This window comes from Flavobacterium sp., assembly GCF_036405015.1.
In the GTDB taxonomy this organism is placed as follows: Bacteria; Bacteroidota; Bacteroidia; order Flavobacteriales; family Flavobacteriaceae; genus Flavobacterium.
Map to the genome: position 1 here is coordinate 1 of NZ_DASWYK010000147.1, position 15,312 is coordinate 15,312.

Genomic DNA, 15,312 nt, shown 5'->3' on the forward strand with positions numbered 1-15,312 from the left:
CTTTCTGACGAAGCTAAAACTAAAGATACTACTTTTACGTTTATTCTATTATAGAAACCCAAACGATATGAAAACACCTTTAAAAAGTATTCTTTTTCTTTTTTTACTCGCTTTTTCTTTGCAGTCTTGTGAAGATAATGATGATGTTGCAGCTCCTGCAGATGTACAAATTAATAGTTTTATTTGGAGAGGATTAAATGAGGTTTATTTATGGCAGGCAGATGTTCCGAATTTAGCTGATGGCCGTAACTTGAAATCTGATTTCAACTCTTTTTTAAGAGGATATTCTAAACCTGAAGATTTGTTTGAAGATTTATTATACAAACCGGAAAGTAAATATCCAAATGGGGGAGCCGTTGACCGTTTTAGCTGGATCGTTGACGATTATACTGTTTTGGAACAACAATTAAGCGGTATTACAAAAAACAACGGAGTAGATTTTAGGTTAAGTTATATTAGTGCAGATTCAAATGATTTATGGGGTTATGTTCGTTATATTATTCCAAATTCAGATGCTTCGAATAAAGCAATAAAACGTGGTGATATATTTACAAGTATAAACGGAACCAAACTTACGGTTTCAAATTATCAGACTTTATTGAATCAGGACAGTTATACTTTGAATTTAGCCGATTATAACGGAACTACTTTTGTCTCCAATGGAAAATCAGTGGCTTTGACCAAAACGGTTTTAGAAGAGAATCCAATTTTTATTAATAAAGTAATTGTTTCTGGAAGTCATAAAATTGGTTATTTGATGTACAATGGTTTTTATGATGAATATGATGATCGATTAAATCAGGCTTTTGGAGAACTTAAAGCGCAAGGTGTTACCGATTTTGTTTTGGATTTACGTTATAATGGAGGAGGAGCCATTTCATCGGCAGCTAAACTTGCCAGTATGATTACAGGGCAATTTGATACACAGATTTTTTCAAAAATGACATATAATGCTAAACTAATGCAAGGTTTGTCTACTGCAGATTTGGAAGATTTAAATGTGCGATTTGTTAAGAATTTAAATAGCCTAAATATGAGTACTGTTTATATCTTAACGACGGCGAGTACGGCTTCTGCAAGTGAATTAATTATCAACGGACTAAAACCGTATATCAATGTGGTTCAGATTGGGGAAACTACAACAGGAAAAAATGTAGGTTCATTTACAGTTTACGATTCAGAAACTTTGACAAAAAGGAATGTTAATCCAAATCATAAATATGCGATGCAGCCTTTGGTTTTAAAAATTACAAACTCGCAAAATTTTGGAGATTATACAGGTGGATTGGTACCAACATATCAACAATATGAAAGAGTTACTAATTATGGAGTTTTAGGAGATGCTTCTGAACCATTACTGAATCTTGCTATTTCAAAAATTACAGGAGCGACAGCCAAAAGAATTCCTGATGATTCACAGCCAAATCGTCCGTATTTTACAGATTCTAAAATCATCAACGGTTTGAATCATGGTATGTATTTAAAAACTGCAACAAAAGGGTTTTAATGACTTGTTTAAAATAAAAAAAAAGGCTTTCAGAAATGAAAGCCTTTTTTTATCCAAAATGTAAACTAATTCTAGTTATTGTTAGAATAAAAACCATTTGGTCCTAAACCAGCAGTAACTGTTTTTAAAACTTCTCCAGTTGAAGAATATACTGTAACAGTTCCGTCTTGTGTAAACTGATTTGCAGCTCCTGAATATATTTTGCCGTCTATAACACCAAACCCGTAAAATGTTGACCAGTCATTATCTGATACAGAGAATAAAGCTTTTTCAGAAAAAGTAGTAGCAGATAAATTCATTGCATAAACTCCTAATCCTTGAGTATAATAGATTTTATTTCCATCAATATCCATATTCAAAGCTCCTTTAACAGTAGTTGATTCGAAAGATGTTGCTGTATCGGTAGAAGTATTGATTTTAGATAATTGACTTTTAGTACTGTTTCCAGCTAATACATATACAGTTCCGTTATTTGCCTCGATTGAGTTGATACCATTTTCAAGTGTAATAGTTTTCGTTACACTATTAGTTGATGGATTGATTACAGTAACTTCAGTTCCGTTACCATAAGAAGCGTTTGTAACATAAAGTTTTCCATTTGCTGCTACAATCTTTTCAGCTGTTTTATTTAATGAAATCGAAGTTAAGTACGCATATGTTTTTGCGTCATAAACGGTTACTGCTTTAGAGATAGCATTTGTAACATACAATTTGTCATTTAAAACAACACTGTAACGTGGATTTTCAAGTTTTTCAGTAATCGTGTAAAGACTTTTAAATGTGTAACGATTTACTACTTCTACTTCATTAGAATTGTTTACTACAATAAAAGCTTTGTCATCGCTAAAAGTTAGAGATTGAGCAACATCTCCTAAAACAACAGTTGGATTTACTACTTTGAAAATATCATTTTGGAAAGTAACTAAATCATTTGAAAGATAAGATACAGAAGCATTTGTCGACAAGAAGTTTCCTTCATTCAAAATAAGTATTCCATTGTCGTATGCGCCTAGCGGAGTGTCAATTTTGTCATCATTATCGCTGCTACAAGAAGCAAACAGAAAAGCCGATGCTATAATTCCTAAATAAAGATTTTTCAGTTTCATGTTATTAATAATTAAGGTTTAAATAAATGGTTAAATTTCTTCCAGGCATAAAGCGATTAGGAAGCGCTTCATACTTTTCATTCCAAACATTGGCTACTTTACAACCTATTTTGAAGATATTTTTTTTACTAAAATTGTAATCAACACCAACGTTTGAAACATTGTAAGCGTCAAGTATATATTTCGGACTATTATCTGATGTTGTAAAAACTTCTCCTGTATACATAATTTGATAATATGCTGAAAGTTTTTTGAAATAATAAGACAATGAACCAGTTAGTTTATGATAAGGAACATAAAAAAGCTGTTTGTCTGTTTGGTCATTTAATGAAACCGTGTAAGCATAGGTGCCACTAAAATCAAATGTATGTTTGTCAAAACTTTTTTTCCATCCTAAAAGTGCTTCAGCACCGTAGATTGTAACTCGGTCTGTATTTTCCGGAATCCAGTTTCCTGAACTGTTTGGAATCCATCTAATCATATCCTTAATCTTCATTCCGTATGCTGTGACAGTCAAATGAAAATCTTTGTATTTGAATTCATTTCCGATTTCTGCCTGAAAGGAACTTTCTGGTTTTAAATCTGGATTTCCGCTTCCTGACCAATACAAATCATTAAATGTTGGAATTCTGAAGTTTCTGGATAAATTAAATTTAAGCTTATAGAAGTCTGAAAAATCATATCGAGAACCTACAGAAAAAAGAACAGGACTTTTGTAAGCGTCTGAAACTTCTTTTCGGGCACTCATTTCGTAATTCCATTTATCTGTCAGGGTATGTTTCCAAAGCAAACTAGCACCACCAATTTCGCGGTTAGCTTTGCCAATTCCAGAACCTATTCCATCATTTTTGGTATAATCTAAAATGGTACTTATTTTTATTGTAGAAGATATCGTATAATCAAGATCATATTTTCCAATAAAGCTTTTTACGCCTCCAGAAGTATATCCCTCCCGATTTATATCTTCAAAATAATTATAATGTTCGGTAATATAAGCGAGCTTTAAATTTGAATCAAATTTGCTAAAAGAGCTGCTCCAGGTTACTAAATTACGAGTGTTGTAATCTTGATATTTAGTTTTGGTTTGATTTGGAGAAGTGAGCGAAAAATGCCTTTCGCCATCAAATATTTCACTGTAAAATTTAATACTGTTTTTGTCATTTATTTTATAACCAATAGCAGCATCGAGTGTATTGTTATAATATTGTCCGTTTTTGTTCCATACTTCCTGTCCAACAAATTTAAAATCATTTTCAGAACTGTTTCTGGTAAAACTGGCATTAAAGCTCCATTTTTTAGTTGCTGCAGTAATCCCGTAAACAGCACTTAGAGTATTAAATTCACCATAATAGATCTGAAAATCATTTTTGAAAGTATCCGAAAATTTCAAATCATTGTTTAAATGAATGGTTCCTCCAATTGCACCGCTTCCATAAACTACACTTCCTCCGCCTGCTTTTACATCAATCGAATTAAAACCTCTTGTTGAAATGGTATTAAAATCTGCCTGCCCTAATAACTGAGAGTTGATATTTATTCCATTCCAGACTACAACAGTCTGCTGAGAAGTAGTTCCTCTAAATGAAGGCGCCGAAGTCATACCTAATCCATTTTCTTTAAAATAGATTACCGTATTATAATTTAAAAGAGAAGTTAAAGACGATTGATTTTTACTAATGACAGAATCATTTAATCGTTGAATGGACTGTGTATTCGAGAAGTTTTTAAGATTATTATCAGAAACAATAACCTCTTTCAGTTTATTAATAGAATCGTTCTGCGCCATAGTAATCTGGCACAACAATAGGAGACAAAAAGCAAACCTTAATTTTATAGTCATAATTTCTACACTCTTTTTCCCGAGAGCTCGATATTGGTTACAAAGGCAGGTCTCCTGGCTTGCGTCTTGTTGTTTTCCTTCCCATCACGGCTGCATGACAGTGGCTTTGCAGTTAACAACAAGCATTCGTTTTAGAACTCAGCTTACAGTTGCGGGTACAGCTCAAGAATTTTACTTGATTCCCTTTTAATGTGTTTAAAAAACACAACCTTAATTTGCTGCAAAGATAAAATTAAAAATATGGATTAATCAAATTTGTTTCACTTTTAAGAGATAATAGTCAAACAAAACGTCAATTTATAATTCAATTCTGATAACTTCTCCAAAATCAACTTTGCTATTAAATGCGTCTTTTAAAGGAAGCGAAGTTTGGTGACACAAAATACTTCTAATAATTCCGGCATGGGCAATGATAATAATCGGCTCTTTTATAGTTGAGATTTCATTAAAAAAATGCCCCACTCTTTCATGTAATTCTGTAAAAGATTCTCCATTTGTAACTTTGATATTGACGAAATCTTCCATCCACGGATTGAGTTCTCCAGGTGGAATTTCGTTCCATTTTTTCAATTCCCAGTCTCCAAAATTCATTTCTTTCAATCGATCATCTTCTTGGTAAGAAATTGTTTTTATGTTTTCACAAATGTGTTTTGCCAGAATTGCGCAACGCTTCAAAGGACTAGAAAAAATAACGGCTTCTGAGGGAAGTTTAGAAACAATTCTGCCGAATATTTCATCAAAAGGTTCTAGAATAGTGACATCCGATTGGCCGTAGCAGATTCCTTTCTCACAGATTGTTTCGGTATGACGTACTAGATAAATTTCCATATAAATAAAATGCTTAAGTAGAATATAACTTCACAAACTTGTTGTGTGGCACCAAGGCAATCTCCTGTATAACCGTCAATCCATTTTTGGAAGTAACGCGCTAAAAAATAGCGAGTAATAAAGACAGGAATTACAGCTAAAAAGAATTTATAATTAAAATAAGAAAATACAATTAACGGGGTCAAACCAAAAAAGAACGAGCCAAAAACTTCTTTCCATGTATATCGTTTAGCAATAGGTTTGCTTTTGCTCGAAGCATCTTCTCGAGAATATTCGTGAGTAAAAATGATGCTTATTGCAGCTAATCGACTTAAAGAATGAGCAGAAATAAATAGCAAAAAAATTAAAGTGAAATTATGTGTAAAAAGTGAAATGGATTCCGAAAGTAATTTGAATTTTATTAAAAAAAGTAAAATCAATCCGATTGCTCCATAAGCGCCAATGGCACTGTCTTTCATAATCATTAAGATTTTTTCTTTGGTCCAGCCTCCGCCAAATCCGTCGCAAACATCTGCAAATCCGTCTTCGTGAAAAGCTCCAGTAGTTAGAATAGAAATTATAATAGCAAAAAGAACAGCAGTTTCTGTTGAAAGAAAAAGAGAAAAAAGATAGAAACCCAGAAATGAAAAGCTTCCAACAATCCATCCAATAAAAGGGAAATATCTTGTAGCTTTATTTAAATAATCCGGATGATGTGTAATGTTTTTTGGACATGGAATTCGGGTGTAGAACATTAAACAGGTAAAGAAAATGTGTAGTTCTTTTTTCATTTTTTATAATTGTTTTCCATGACAAAAATGAGAATAAATAATGCTGTAACATAATTATTTTGAAGAATCAATTTGTTTTAAAGTTTACTGTGACTGAAACCTGCGACTGCAAACTACTTCTTACTTATCCCGGCACTTTCAAAGCTGGCCATTTCATTCAAGAAAACTTCTGCAGATTTTAAAATTGGAAAAGCAATTGCACAACCTGTACCTTCGCCTAAACGCAAATCGAGATTTAAAATCGGTTTTGCGTTTAGATAATCAAGTAGTTTGATATGTGCTTTTTCCGCTGAACAATGAGAGAAAACAGCATTTTTTATAATATTCGGATTGATTTTAGAAGCAATTAAAAAAGCTGTAGTACAGATAAAACCATCCACTAAAATCAGCATTTTATTGTCAAAAGCAGACAACATTCCGCCTGCCATTTGTAGAATTTCAAAACCTCCGAAATAAGAAAGTTGTGACATTAATTCGGCTTGACCGGAATAATTTTCGATTGCTTTTTTGAGAATATTTTGCTTTTGAATTAGTTTTTCATCAGAAACTCCCGTTCCTTTTCCGACGCAATCTTCAATATCAGAATTAGTTAAGACACTCATTAAAACAGAAGCTGTTGAGGTATTACCAATTCCCATTTCGCCAAAACCGATACAGTTGCAACCTGTTTTTGCGATATTTTCGACAATGGCTTTTCCTTTGTCCAAACATAATTGAACTTCAGATTCGCTCATGGCTGGAACATGTAGAAAAGACTGTGTTCCTTTAGCAATTTTAGCATCAATTAATTTGGTATTGGTTGGGAAATCATAATTTACACCAGCATCTACAATAGATAATTCGATATTGTTTTGGTTACAGAAAACATTTATTGCAGCGCCTCCATCTAGAAAATTATTGACCATTTGGCGCGTTACATCTTGCGGATAATCGCTTACTCTATGATTGGCAATTCCGTGATCTGCGGCAAAAACAACAATATTTGGATTTATAATTTTAGGGTTTAAAGTTTCAAAAACCGTTGCCATTTGAAAAGCCAAAGTTTCTAAAGTTCCCAAAGCGCCAAGGGGTTTGGTTTTTGAATCTATTTTTTCCTGTAAAAGTTGGTGGAAATCAGTTGTGTTTTCCGTTTCACTTTTGGAATTTAATTCAAGATTAGAAATATTTATATTTTGAATTTCTGAAATCTCGCTACAAATTGGGGCTTCCGATTTTTGCTTCCAATGCAATTGTTGCAGCATGGGCTGATTGTTATAATTGGTAGCAGGTTTTCCGATGCAGAAATAACCAAGAGGTTCTATATTATCTGGTAAATTGAGTATTTTTTTGAATTGGTAATAATTTAAAATCGAAACCCATCCCATTCCATAACCTTGTTCCGTGAGCGAAAGCCAGATGTTCTGTGCTGCACAAACCGAACTAAATTTAACAGCCTCGTTACTGCCAATAGTTCCGATAGTAAACTGATTGAGAACAGAACGATCATAAGCAATAATGAGCCCAATTGGAGCTTCTTCAATTGCTTCCAGTTTCAGGGAATTGTACAATTCTTTTTGTTCTTTGTTATCCGTAAGTTCAGCTGCTTTTTTATTATAATCTAAAAACAGCTTTTTAATTGAAGTTTTAACTTCATTAGATTTTATGAGGAAATATCTAGTCGCATCAGTAAGCCCAACAGAGGGAGCCCAGTGACCAGCCTGTAACGCTTTCTGAATTACATCGTCTGGAACTTCGTCGGTTGTAAAGTGTCGGGTGTCACGGCGTGATTTTAATATATCGTCTAGATTACTCATTTTAAATTCCAATTTGTTAAGTTCCAAATTCCAAAATGGAAAATGAAAAACATTCTAGTAAAGATAAAGTTTAGCTTTGAAATTCGGAATTTAAAATTGTGAATTTCCTCCCAATGTATTGGAATTTAGAATTTTTCTATTGTGATTTAGCCTTTTATTTTTACAGGAATTCCCGAAACCATCAACACGACTTCATCAGCATTTTCGGCAAGAAACTGATTCATCCAGCCTTGAAGTTCAACAAATTTTCTTCCAATGTGAGTTTCTGCATGAACTCCCATTCCGATTTCGTTTGTTACAATAATGATAGTAGTGTTTTGCTGTTTTGCAATGGCTAGGAATTCTTTCTTAGCTTCTTCTAAACTTAGATGAACATCGTTTTTATGATCAACAAAAAAGTTGGTAAGCCAAAGTGTGACACAATCAATTAAGGCTGTTTTTTCAGAAAAATCAATTTTACTGAGATATTTTTCTTCTTCAACATTCGTCCAACGTTCGTCACGTTCTTGTTGATGACGATCAATACGATTTTGAAAATCAGAATCCCATTTTCTGGCGGTTGCTACATATATAGGAGAATCAGAAAGTTCTAAAGCCAGTTTTTGAGCATAACTGCTTTTTCCAGAGCGTTCGCCACCGGTCACCAAATAAATCATGTTTTAGTAGTTATAAGTTAGGGGTTATAAGTTATGAGTTTCGTTTGGCAAGTTATAATTAATTCTGAAAGATTAACTCATCACTTTCAATTCATAACTCATCACTTTTAATAAGGGCAATGTCGGCAGTTGTTTCCACAGCAAGTTCCTCTTTTTAAGTGAAACCAAGGTTTAAAAACATATTGACCATCTTCGATATAATAGTCGATACCTTCAATTAAATTATCGGTTTTAGGGAGCGAGATAGCTTTGTTGGTTGGAGCTTTGTCGGGAGTCATGGTTTCTACATATGCTTCGATCTTGTCTTCACAAGCTTCTTTAAAACAAATAGGACAAAGACAATCGCCTCCCTCAGAAAGGTTAAAAATAGGCGGGTAATCATTACACCAGCACTTTTTTTCTACAGATATATCTCCACAGCTGAATTCAGAATCACAGCTTGAGCAAATTTTCATTTTTGTGGTATTCATGTTGTAAAGATACAATTGTTTAAATTTGTAAGAATAAAGGTAAACAAAAAAAATAGAAAATACTTTACCTTTGTCGTGATCCAAAACATAAAATATGAGACATTTATTACCGAAAATGATTTTTATAGCTTCTTTTTTTATCCTGACAGGATGTAAGAAGAATGAAAATACAGAAACAGTAAAAGTAGAAAATGTAAAAAACAGTATAGAATACGCAAGCGGACTTTCGATTGTGAAATATGATGATTATTCAGTTGTAACTGTCTCAAATCCTTGGCCAAATGCGAACAAAGATTTCAAATATATTTTAAAAGAAAAGGATGCAAAAGTTCCAGACAGCCTTCAAACTTATACTACAATTCAGGTTCCGTTAACGTCTGTTGTGGTTACTTCGACTACTAATATTCCGTTTTTAGAAATGCTGGAAGTAGAAAACAAATTAGTTGGTTTTCCACATACCGATTACATTTCTTCAGAAAAAACGAGAGCTTTAATTGACAAAGGTTCTGTGAAAAATGTTGGACAAAATGAAAAACTAAATATTGAACAATTAATAGAATTGTCTCCCGAGTTAATTGTAACTTTTGGAGTTGACAATAACAATCCGATGTTGGATAATTTGAAAAAAAGCGGATTAAAAGTCTTAATTCAAGGAGATTGGATGGAACAATCGCCACTAGGGAAAGCAGAATGGATTAAACTTTATGGTGCCTTATTTGGTAAAGAAGATCTGGCAAAAGAGCTTTTTGATAAAATTGTAGAAAGTTATAACCAGGCTAAAAAATTAGTTGCCGAAAAACCTGCGACTTCTAAAGTTTTATACGGTTCAATGTACGAAGATGTTTGGTATGTTGCGAAAGGAGACAGTTGGGTTGCTAAGTTTATGAAAGATGCACAAGCTAATTATTTATGGGCAGATTTAAATGGATCAGGAAGTGAAGGTTTGTCTTTTGAAAAAGTATTAGACAAAGCCAAAGATGCAAATGTTTGGATTGCTTCGGGGTCATTTAAAAGTTTAGATGAATTACAAAAAGCCAATCCGCATTATGTAGAATTTGATGCTTTTAAAAATAAAACGGTTTATAATTTTGAAGGGAAATTGGGAGCTACTGGAGGAACTGTTTATTACGAATTGGCCCCAAGCCGACCAGATTTGGTTTTAAAAGATTATATCAAAATTTTTCATCCTGATTTATTGACCAGTTATGAATTTACTTTTGCATCAAAACTGAATTAAATTGGTGAATAAAAAACGAAATACCATTTTATTTGTCATTCTAGCTTTAGGTCTTTTAATGATGTTTTTTGCAAGCATTAGTTTGGGCTCTGTTATGATTCCGTTGAAAGATGTTTTTGCAAGTTTAACTGGAGGTCACGCATCAAAATCAACTTGGGAATATATCATTATAAATTATCGTTTGCCAAAAGCAATTACAGCAGTTTTGGTAGGAAGCGGACTTTCAATCAGTGGACTTTTAATGCAGACTTTATTCCGTAATCCATTGGCTGAACCCTATGTTTTAGGATTGAGTTCTGGTGCTAGTTTGGGAGTTGCTTTTGTGATTTTGGGAGCTGGATTTCTGCCTTCTTTTTTAAGCGCAATCGCATTGTCTTCGTACGGAATTGTTCTAGCGTCTACAGCTGGAAGTATTTTGGTTCTGCTTTTAGTTTTAGTAGTTTCACAAAGATTGAGGGATACAATGGCTATTCTGATCGTAGGATTAATGTTTGCAAGTTTTAGCGCAGCAATAATAAATGTTTTAACGTATTTCAGTACAGCCGAACAATTGCAAAAATTTACTTTCTGGTCAATGGGAAGTCTTGGAAATCTTTCATGGCCTACAATCGGAATTTTGACTTGCTGTGTTTTAATTGGTTTACTTTTAAGCGTCAAAAGTATAAAACCATTAAATGCCTTATTATTGGGAGAAAACTATGCTAAAAGTATGGGACTCAATTTTAAACAAGCACGATTAATTATCATACTTGCAACAAGTATATTGTCTGGAGCCATCACAGCATTTGCTGGTCCGATTGCTTTTGTTGGTTTGGCAGTGCCTCATATTGCAAAACTGACGTTTCAAACCAGTAATCATACTATTTTGTTTTGGAGTACCTTATTTTTTGGAGCCTTTATAATGTTGTTTTGTGATATTGTTTCACAGATGCCAGGTTTTGAAGTCACGCTTCCAATTAATGCAATTACGTCTATAATTGGCGCGCCTGTAGTTATTTGGCTTTTAGTTCGAAAAAGAAATTTTTAAGTAATTTTTAGCCACAGATTACACAGATTAGCACAGATTTTTTTAATCATTTTTAATCCTTTAATCAGTGGCAAAAGCAAAAAAAATAGAAACTCAGTATTTGGTTTAGAAAAAGAAATTTTAATTAATTTTTAGCCACAGATTACACAGATTAGCACAGATTTTTTTTAATCATTTTTAATCCTTTAATCAGTGGCAAAAGCAAAAAAATAGAAACTCAGTATTTGCTGTAGAAAAGAGATTAGCACAGATTTTTTTTAATCATTTTAATCCTTTAATCAGTGGCAAAAGAAAAAACTTAGAAACTCAGTATCTCAGCAACTTAGAATAATAAAAAAATGAAAAACATCTTAAAGACTTCAAATCTAAATATTGGATATAAATCCAACAAAGGCATTACGACTATTGCTGAGAATCTGAATCTAAACCTAGGAGCAGGAAAACTTATTACTTTAATAGGAGCAAACGGAATAGGAAAATCGACTTTACTTCGAACTATTACAGGAATCCAAAAGCCATTATCAGGAAATGTGTATTTGAATGAAAAAAATATTTCAGATTACAATTCTTTAGAATTAGCGCAAAATCTAAGTTTGGTTTTAACAGAAAAATTGCCTCCGAGTAATCTTTCTGTTTTTGAATTAGTAGCCTTAGGTCGCCAGCCATACACAAATTGGGTAGATAAATTGTCTGATGAAGATATTGCAAAAGTTCATGAAGCTATGAATCTAACACAAATTGAACATTTGGCTTCAAAAAAGCATTTTCAAATTAGCGATGGACAATTACAGAAAGTTTTAATTGCAAGAGCTTTGGCGCAAGATACTCCATTAATTATTTTAGATGAACCGACAACACATTTGGATTTACTGCATAAAGTTTCGTTGTTCAAATTATTGAAAAAACTAACTCAGGAAACCCAAAAATGCATTTTGTTTTCTACCCACGATATTGATTTAGCGATTCAATTAAGTGATGAAATGATTATGATGACGCCAGAAAATATTACGCAGGATCAACCATGCAATTTAATCTCAAACGGAAGTTTCAGCAATTTATTCAAAGACGAAAATATTGTTTTTGATGCTGAAAAAGGAAAGTTTATTGTGAGTTAAAGCTACTTTTCCTGCAAGGTTTTCAAAACCTTGTAGGTCTGAAATGAATATTGAATTATACCTACAAGGTTTTGAAAACCTTGCAGGAAATCAAGAATGTTTATTTCAATCCAATTTGTCGTTTCGCTTCGCCAACCACAAAAGCAACCGAATTGGCAATATTAAAACTACGAATAAGCGGAGACATCGGAATCGTCAAATGATTTTCGAATCTTGCCATGAATGCTGCGCTTAAACCAACGCTTTCTTTTCCGAAAACCAGCCAGTCACCATCTTGAAACTCGTTTTCTAAATAAGATTTTTCAGAATGAGAACTCATCAAAAACACACGAGAATGATCTGGAATCTGAGCAATCCATTCTTCCACATTTTGATACTCGGTAACATCCAAATGAACCCAGTAATCCAAGCCAGAACGTTTTAGGTTTTTATCATTAATGACAAATCCGAAAGGATGAATCAAGTGAAGACGGCTTTCTGTACCTACGCACAATCTACCAATATTTCCAGTATTATTAGGTATTTCAGGTTCAACAAGAACTACGTTTAGCATCTTTTTTGAGTTATGAATTATAAGTTATAAATTATGGGTTTCCAACAATTCTAATTGCCATATTTTCTAATTTTCTAATTGAAAATCAGAAACCTCAAGCACTTCGCCTGCTTTTAGATTTTGCAAATATACATTTCCTATTCGAACGCGAACCAGACGAAGCGTTGGAAAACCAACTGCAGCAGTCATTTTTCGAACCTGACGAAATTTTCCTTCATTAATCGTAATCGATGCCCAGGAAGTTGGGCCATGACGTTCGTCTCTGATTTTTTTGGCTCTTGGCCCTAAATCAGGAATTTCGGTAACAATAAAAGCTTTGCAGGGTTTGGTTTTGTATTTGTCGCCATGAAGACCAATTTCAACTCCTTTTTGTAATTGTTCTATTGCTTCAGGAGTAATAACACCATCAACTTGAACGTAATATTCTTTGTCGACTTTTTTACTTCGTACAAGTTCGCTCATATTTCCGTCGGTGGTTAGGAGGAGCAAACCTTCAGAATCTTCATCCAGTCTACCGATTGCCATTGTTCCTGCGGGAAAATCGTGTAATTCACCCAAAAGCTTTTTCTTTCTTTTTAATTCATAAATAAATTGGCTCAAATAGCCGTAAGGTTTAAAAAGAAGGAAGTGTCTGTGCATTTTTAATTTTTTGCAAAGATAGTCCTTTCATAAAATTAAAACCAATTACTGCTTTTGTGATTTCATCTTTTTTAGCCATTGATAAACAAACCAAATTGAGGTAATGATAAAAATGACTATCAAAACAGAATAATAGTTTTCGAAAAATTCATGAAAATAACTTCCAACTAAAATATAAACAGAAGCCATACAAAGTTTGATTGGAATAAATTCGGCATTAGACCAACTGGTTTTGATTTTGAAGAAATTCATGATAATTAGTTTGTTAAGTTGCTTTAAATAAAGGTAATAAAATAAAAAGCAGATGGCAATTATAAAAGAAAGCAATCTTAAGTCGTAATTTTTTTATAGTTGGAATTTGTAATATTATAAATTAAAACACAATGTTATGGAAACGAATAAATTAGGAACAAAAAAGATAAACGGAACTCAAAAGAATATCGACGAATCTAAAGGAAAAAACGTTTCGCACGATAAAGAGCTAAAAGATGCCAAACTCAATAAAGAACTGGTAACAGATGCAGATGGGGATAAAAAAATAGTGGAAAGAGCGAGAAACGAAAACGAAGATATTAAAACCAAAATTTCAAAAACAGATTCCAATAATCCAAATGCAAATCGTGGTGTAAGTTCTGATGAGGAAGCTAAAAAAACAGTAGAAAACAAAGATCGTAATTCTGATATCACGCCCAATCGATATCCAAATTCCAATCCTGAAAGTCATGAGGATCGTGGAAACATGAAATTGGACGAAGACGAATAAAACAATACTAAATTTTTAGTGAAACAAGGTCATTTTAATATCAAATAACATAACATTAGCGTGAAGCGTTAATCTTATTGTAAACTCGCTGCAAATCTTGAGTATCCGCCGATATCTTCGTAAATTTAGAAAACAAATTTAATACATAAGAATATGGCACTTTTAGAAAATAAAGTAGCTTTTGTATCTGGTGGCGGCTCTGGAATTGGGCGTGCAGTAGCAGAAGCATACGCTCGAGAAGGAGCAAAAGTTGTAGTTTCAGATATCAATGTAGATCACGGTGAAGAAACCGTTAAAATGATAAAAGATAAAGGCGGAGAAGCTTTTTTTATAAAAGGAGATTCGTCGAGTGCAAGCGATAACAAACATATGGTTGAGGTTACGGTTTCAAAATATGGAAGATTGGATATTGCCTGCAACAATGCGGGAATGGGCGGACCTGCAAAACCAACCGGAGAATATGAACCTGAAGACTGGGATCGTGTAATTGGACTCAACTTGAATGGTGTTTTTTATGCCTGCCGATACCAATTAGAACAAATGGAGAAAAATGGTGGGGGAAGCATTGTAAATATTGCTTCTATTCACGGACAGGTTGCTGCACCACTTAGTCCTGCGTACACAGCTTCTAAACATGCTGTTGTTGGTTTGACTAAAAATATTGCAGTAGAATATGCGCAAAAAAATATTCGATGTAATGCTGTTGGACCAGGTTATATTGAAACAGCACTTTTAAAAGACAATTTAAATAAAGATATGATGCAAGCCGTTGCGGCAAAATCGGCTATGAATCGTTTAGGAACAGCTGAGGAAATTGCAGAATTGGTAGTTTTCTTAAATTCAGATAAATCATCATTTACTACAGGAAGTTATATTATTGCCGATGGTGGTTATACAGCTGTATAGTACTTTAGAGTATAAAAATTTTGAATTAGATAAAGTAGTAAGCGAAAGTTTACTGCTTTTTTTGTTTTATAAAATACTAATATTTGTAAGAAACATGGATTT

The 15,312-nt window shown here is 33.3% G+C and carries 16 protein-coding genes and 1 riboswitch; of the genes, 6 read left to right on the forward strand and 10 right to left on the reverse strand.

From position 1 onward, the window contains the following. Window positions 1-1,507: S41 family peptidase (locus VGE71_RS11290; RefSeq protein ID WP_331138419.1), on the forward strand; the 1,507-nt coding region annotated here is incomplete at its 5' end. A 71-nt stretch (window positions 1,508-1,578) separates the two neighbouring features. Here the strand turns inward: VGE71_RS11290 and VGE71_RS11295 are convergent. The 7 genes from VGE71_RS11295 to VGE71_RS11325 form a co-directional block, all read right to left on the reverse strand. Further along, a complete protein-coding gene (locus tag VGE71_RS11295) occupies window positions 1,579-2,613 on the reverse strand; it encodes a YncE family protein (RefSeq protein WP_331138420.1) in 1,035 nt (344 codons plus the stop codon). 4 nt (window positions 2,614-2,617) lie between these two features. Next, window positions 2,618-4,453: a TonB-dependent receptor plug domain-containing protein gene (locus tag VGE71_RS11300; protein WP_331138421.1), complete on the reverse strand. Its 1,836-nt coding sequence runs from the start codon at window positions 4,451-4,453 to the stop codon at window positions 2,618-2,620. A 27-nt stretch (window positions 4,454-4,480) separates the two neighbouring features. Next, window positions 4,481-4,681, reverse strand: a riboswitch (cobalamin riboswitch). A 69-nt stretch (window positions 4,682-4,750) separates the two neighbouring features. Beyond that, window positions 4,751-5,281, reverse strand: a complete 531-nt coding sequence (gene cobC, locus VGE71_RS11305) for an alpha-ribazole phosphatase (protein ID WP_331138422.1) — start codon at window positions 5,279-5,281, stop codon at window positions 4,751-4,753. Further along, window positions 5,266-6,051: an adenosylcobinamide-GDP ribazoletransferase gene (locus VGE71_RS11310; protein ID WP_331138423.1), complete on the reverse strand. Its 786-nt coding sequence runs from the start codon at window positions 6,049-6,051 to the stop codon at window positions 5,266-5,268. Before VGE71_RS11310 ends, cobC begins: the two co-directional genes overlap by 16 nt. A gap of 113 nt (window positions 6,052-6,164) precedes the next feature. Continuing rightward, window positions 6,165-7,844: a nicotinate-nucleotide--dimethylbenzimidazole phosphoribosyltransferase gene (cobT, locus tag VGE71_RS11315; protein ID WP_331138424.1), complete on the reverse strand. Its 1,680-nt coding sequence runs from the start codon at window positions 7,842-7,844 to the stop codon at window positions 6,165-6,167. Between the two features lie 146 nt (window positions 7,845-7,990). After that, a complete protein-coding gene (gene cobU, locus VGE71_RS11320; protein ID WP_331138425.1) occupies window positions 7,991-8,500 on the reverse strand; it encodes a bifunctional adenosylcobinamide kinase/adenosylcobinamide-phosphate guanylyltransferase in 510 nt (169 codons plus the stop codon). A 107-nt stretch (window positions 8,501-8,607) separates the two neighbouring features. Next, entirely contained in the window at window positions 8,608-8,970 is a 363-nt protein-coding gene (locus tag VGE71_RS11325) for a DUF5522 domain-containing protein (RefSeq protein ID WP_331138426.1), read from the reverse strand. 94 nt (window positions 8,971-9,064) lie between these two features. Between VGE71_RS11325 and VGE71_RS11330 the strand changes: the two genes are divergently transcribed. From VGE71_RS11330 to VGE71_RS11340, 3 genes are all read left to right on the forward strand, one after another. Next, on the forward strand, window positions 9,065-10,207 hold the full coding sequence (locus VGE71_RS11330) for an ABC transporter substrate-binding protein (RefSeq protein WP_331138427.1): 1,143 nt from the start codon (window positions 9,065-9,067) through the stop codon (window positions 10,205-10,207). Window position 10,208: 1 nt separating this feature from the next. Next, window positions 10,209-11,234, forward strand: a complete 1,026-nt coding sequence (locus VGE71_RS11335; protein WP_331138428.1) for an iron ABC transporter permease — start codon at window positions 10,209-10,211, stop codon at window positions 11,232-11,234. A 338-nt stretch (window positions 11,235-11,572) separates the two neighbouring features. Further along, a complete protein-coding gene (locus VGE71_RS11340; RefSeq protein ID WP_331138429.1) occupies window positions 11,573-12,349 on the forward strand; it encodes an ABC transporter ATP-binding protein in 777 nt (258 codons plus the stop codon). A gap of 100 nt (window positions 12,350-12,449) precedes the next feature. On the opposite strand, the gene VGE71_RS11345 is transcribed toward VGE71_RS11340, so the two are convergent. From VGE71_RS11345 to VGE71_RS11355, 3 genes are all read right to left on the reverse strand, one after another. After that, window positions 12,450-12,902, reverse strand: a complete 453-nt coding sequence (locus VGE71_RS11345; protein ID WP_331138430.1) for a tRNA (cytidine(34)-2'-O)-methyltransferase — start codon at window positions 12,900-12,902, stop codon at window positions 12,450-12,452. A gap of 66 nt (window positions 12,903-12,968) precedes the next feature. Next, window positions 12,969-13,541: a pseudouridine synthase gene (locus VGE71_RS11350; RefSeq protein WP_331138431.1), complete on the reverse strand. Its 573-nt coding sequence runs from the start codon at window positions 13,539-13,541 to the stop codon at window positions 12,969-12,971. A gap of 45 nt (window positions 13,542-13,586) precedes the next feature. After that, window positions 13,587-13,793, reverse strand: a complete 207-nt coding sequence (locus VGE71_RS11355; protein WP_331138432.1) for a hypothetical protein — start codon at window positions 13,791-13,793, stop codon at window positions 13,587-13,589. Between the two features lie 136 nt (window positions 13,794-13,929). Here VGE71_RS11355 and VGE71_RS11360 point away from each other — a divergent pair, with 136 nt between their 5' ends. Together VGE71_RS11360 and VGE71_RS11365 are read left to right on the forward strand one after the other, a co-directional pair. Continuing rightward, window positions 13,930-14,304, forward strand: coding sequence for a hypothetical protein (locus VGE71_RS11360; RefSeq protein ID WP_331138433.1), 375 nt, complete (start codon window positions 13,930-13,932; stop codon window positions 14,302-14,304). Between the two features lie 153 nt (window positions 14,305-14,457). Further along, on the forward strand, window positions 14,458-15,210 hold the full coding sequence (locus VGE71_RS11365; RefSeq protein WP_144218122.1) for an SDR family NAD(P)-dependent oxidoreductase: 753 nt from the start codon (window positions 14,458-14,460) through the stop codon (window positions 15,208-15,210). Window positions 15,211-15,312 lie beyond the last annotated feature (102 nt).

Excerpts from the sequence above, each read along its gene's own strand:
- VGE71_RS11295 (WP_331138420.1), bottom strand. The coding sequence starts at position 2,613 with ATGAAACTGAAAAATCTTTATTTAGGAATTATAGCATCGGCTTTTCTG.
- VGE71_RS11300 (WP_331138421.1), bottom strand. The coding sequence starts at position 4,453 with ATGACTATAAAATTAAGGTTTGCTTTTTGTCTCCTATTGTTGTGCCAG.
- cobC (WP_331138422.1), bottom strand. The coding sequence starts at position 5,281 with ATGGAAATTTATCTAGTACGTCATACCGAAACAATCTGTGAGAAAGGA.
- VGE71_RS11310 (WP_331138423.1), bottom strand. The coding sequence starts at position 6,051 with ATGAAAAAAGAACTACACATTTTCTTTACCTGTTTAATGTTCTACACC.
- cobT (WP_331138424.1), bottom strand. The coding sequence starts at position 7,844 with ATGAGTAATCTAGACGATATATTAAAATCACGCCGTGACACCCGACAC.
- cobU (WP_331138425.1), bottom strand. The coding sequence starts at position 8,500 with ATGATTTATTTGGTGACCGGTGGCGAACGCTCTGGAAAAAGCAGTTAT.
- VGE71_RS11325 (WP_331138426.1), bottom strand. The coding sequence starts at position 8,970 with ATGAATACCACAAAAATGAAAATTTGCTCAAGCTGTGATTCTGAATTC.
- VGE71_RS11330 (WP_331138427.1), top strand. The coding sequence starts at position 9,065 with ATGAGACATTTATTACCGAAAATGATTTTTATAGCTTCTTTTTTTATC.
- VGE71_RS11340 (WP_331138429.1), top strand. The coding sequence starts at position 11,573 with ATGAAAAACATCTTAAAGACTTCAAATCTAAATATTGGATATAAATCC.
- VGE71_RS11345 (WP_331138430.1), bottom strand. The coding sequence starts at position 12,902 with ATGCTAAACGTAGTTCTTGTTGAACCTGAAATACCTAATAATACTGGA.
- VGE71_RS11350 (WP_331138431.1), bottom strand. The coding sequence starts at position 13,541 with ATGCACAGACACTTCCTTCTTTTTAAACCTTACGGCTATTTGAGCCAA.
- VGE71_RS11355 (WP_331138432.1), bottom strand. The coding sequence starts at position 13,793 with ATGAATTTCTTCAAAATCAAAACCAGTTGGTCTAATGCCGAATTTATT.
- VGE71_RS11360 (WP_331138433.1), top strand. The coding sequence starts at position 13,930 with ATGGAAACGAATAAATTAGGAACAAAAAAGATAAACGGAACTCAAAAG.
- VGE71_RS11365 (WP_144218122.1), top strand. The coding sequence starts at position 14,458 with ATGGCACTTTTAGAAAATAAAGTAGCTTTTGTATCTGGTGGCGGCTCT.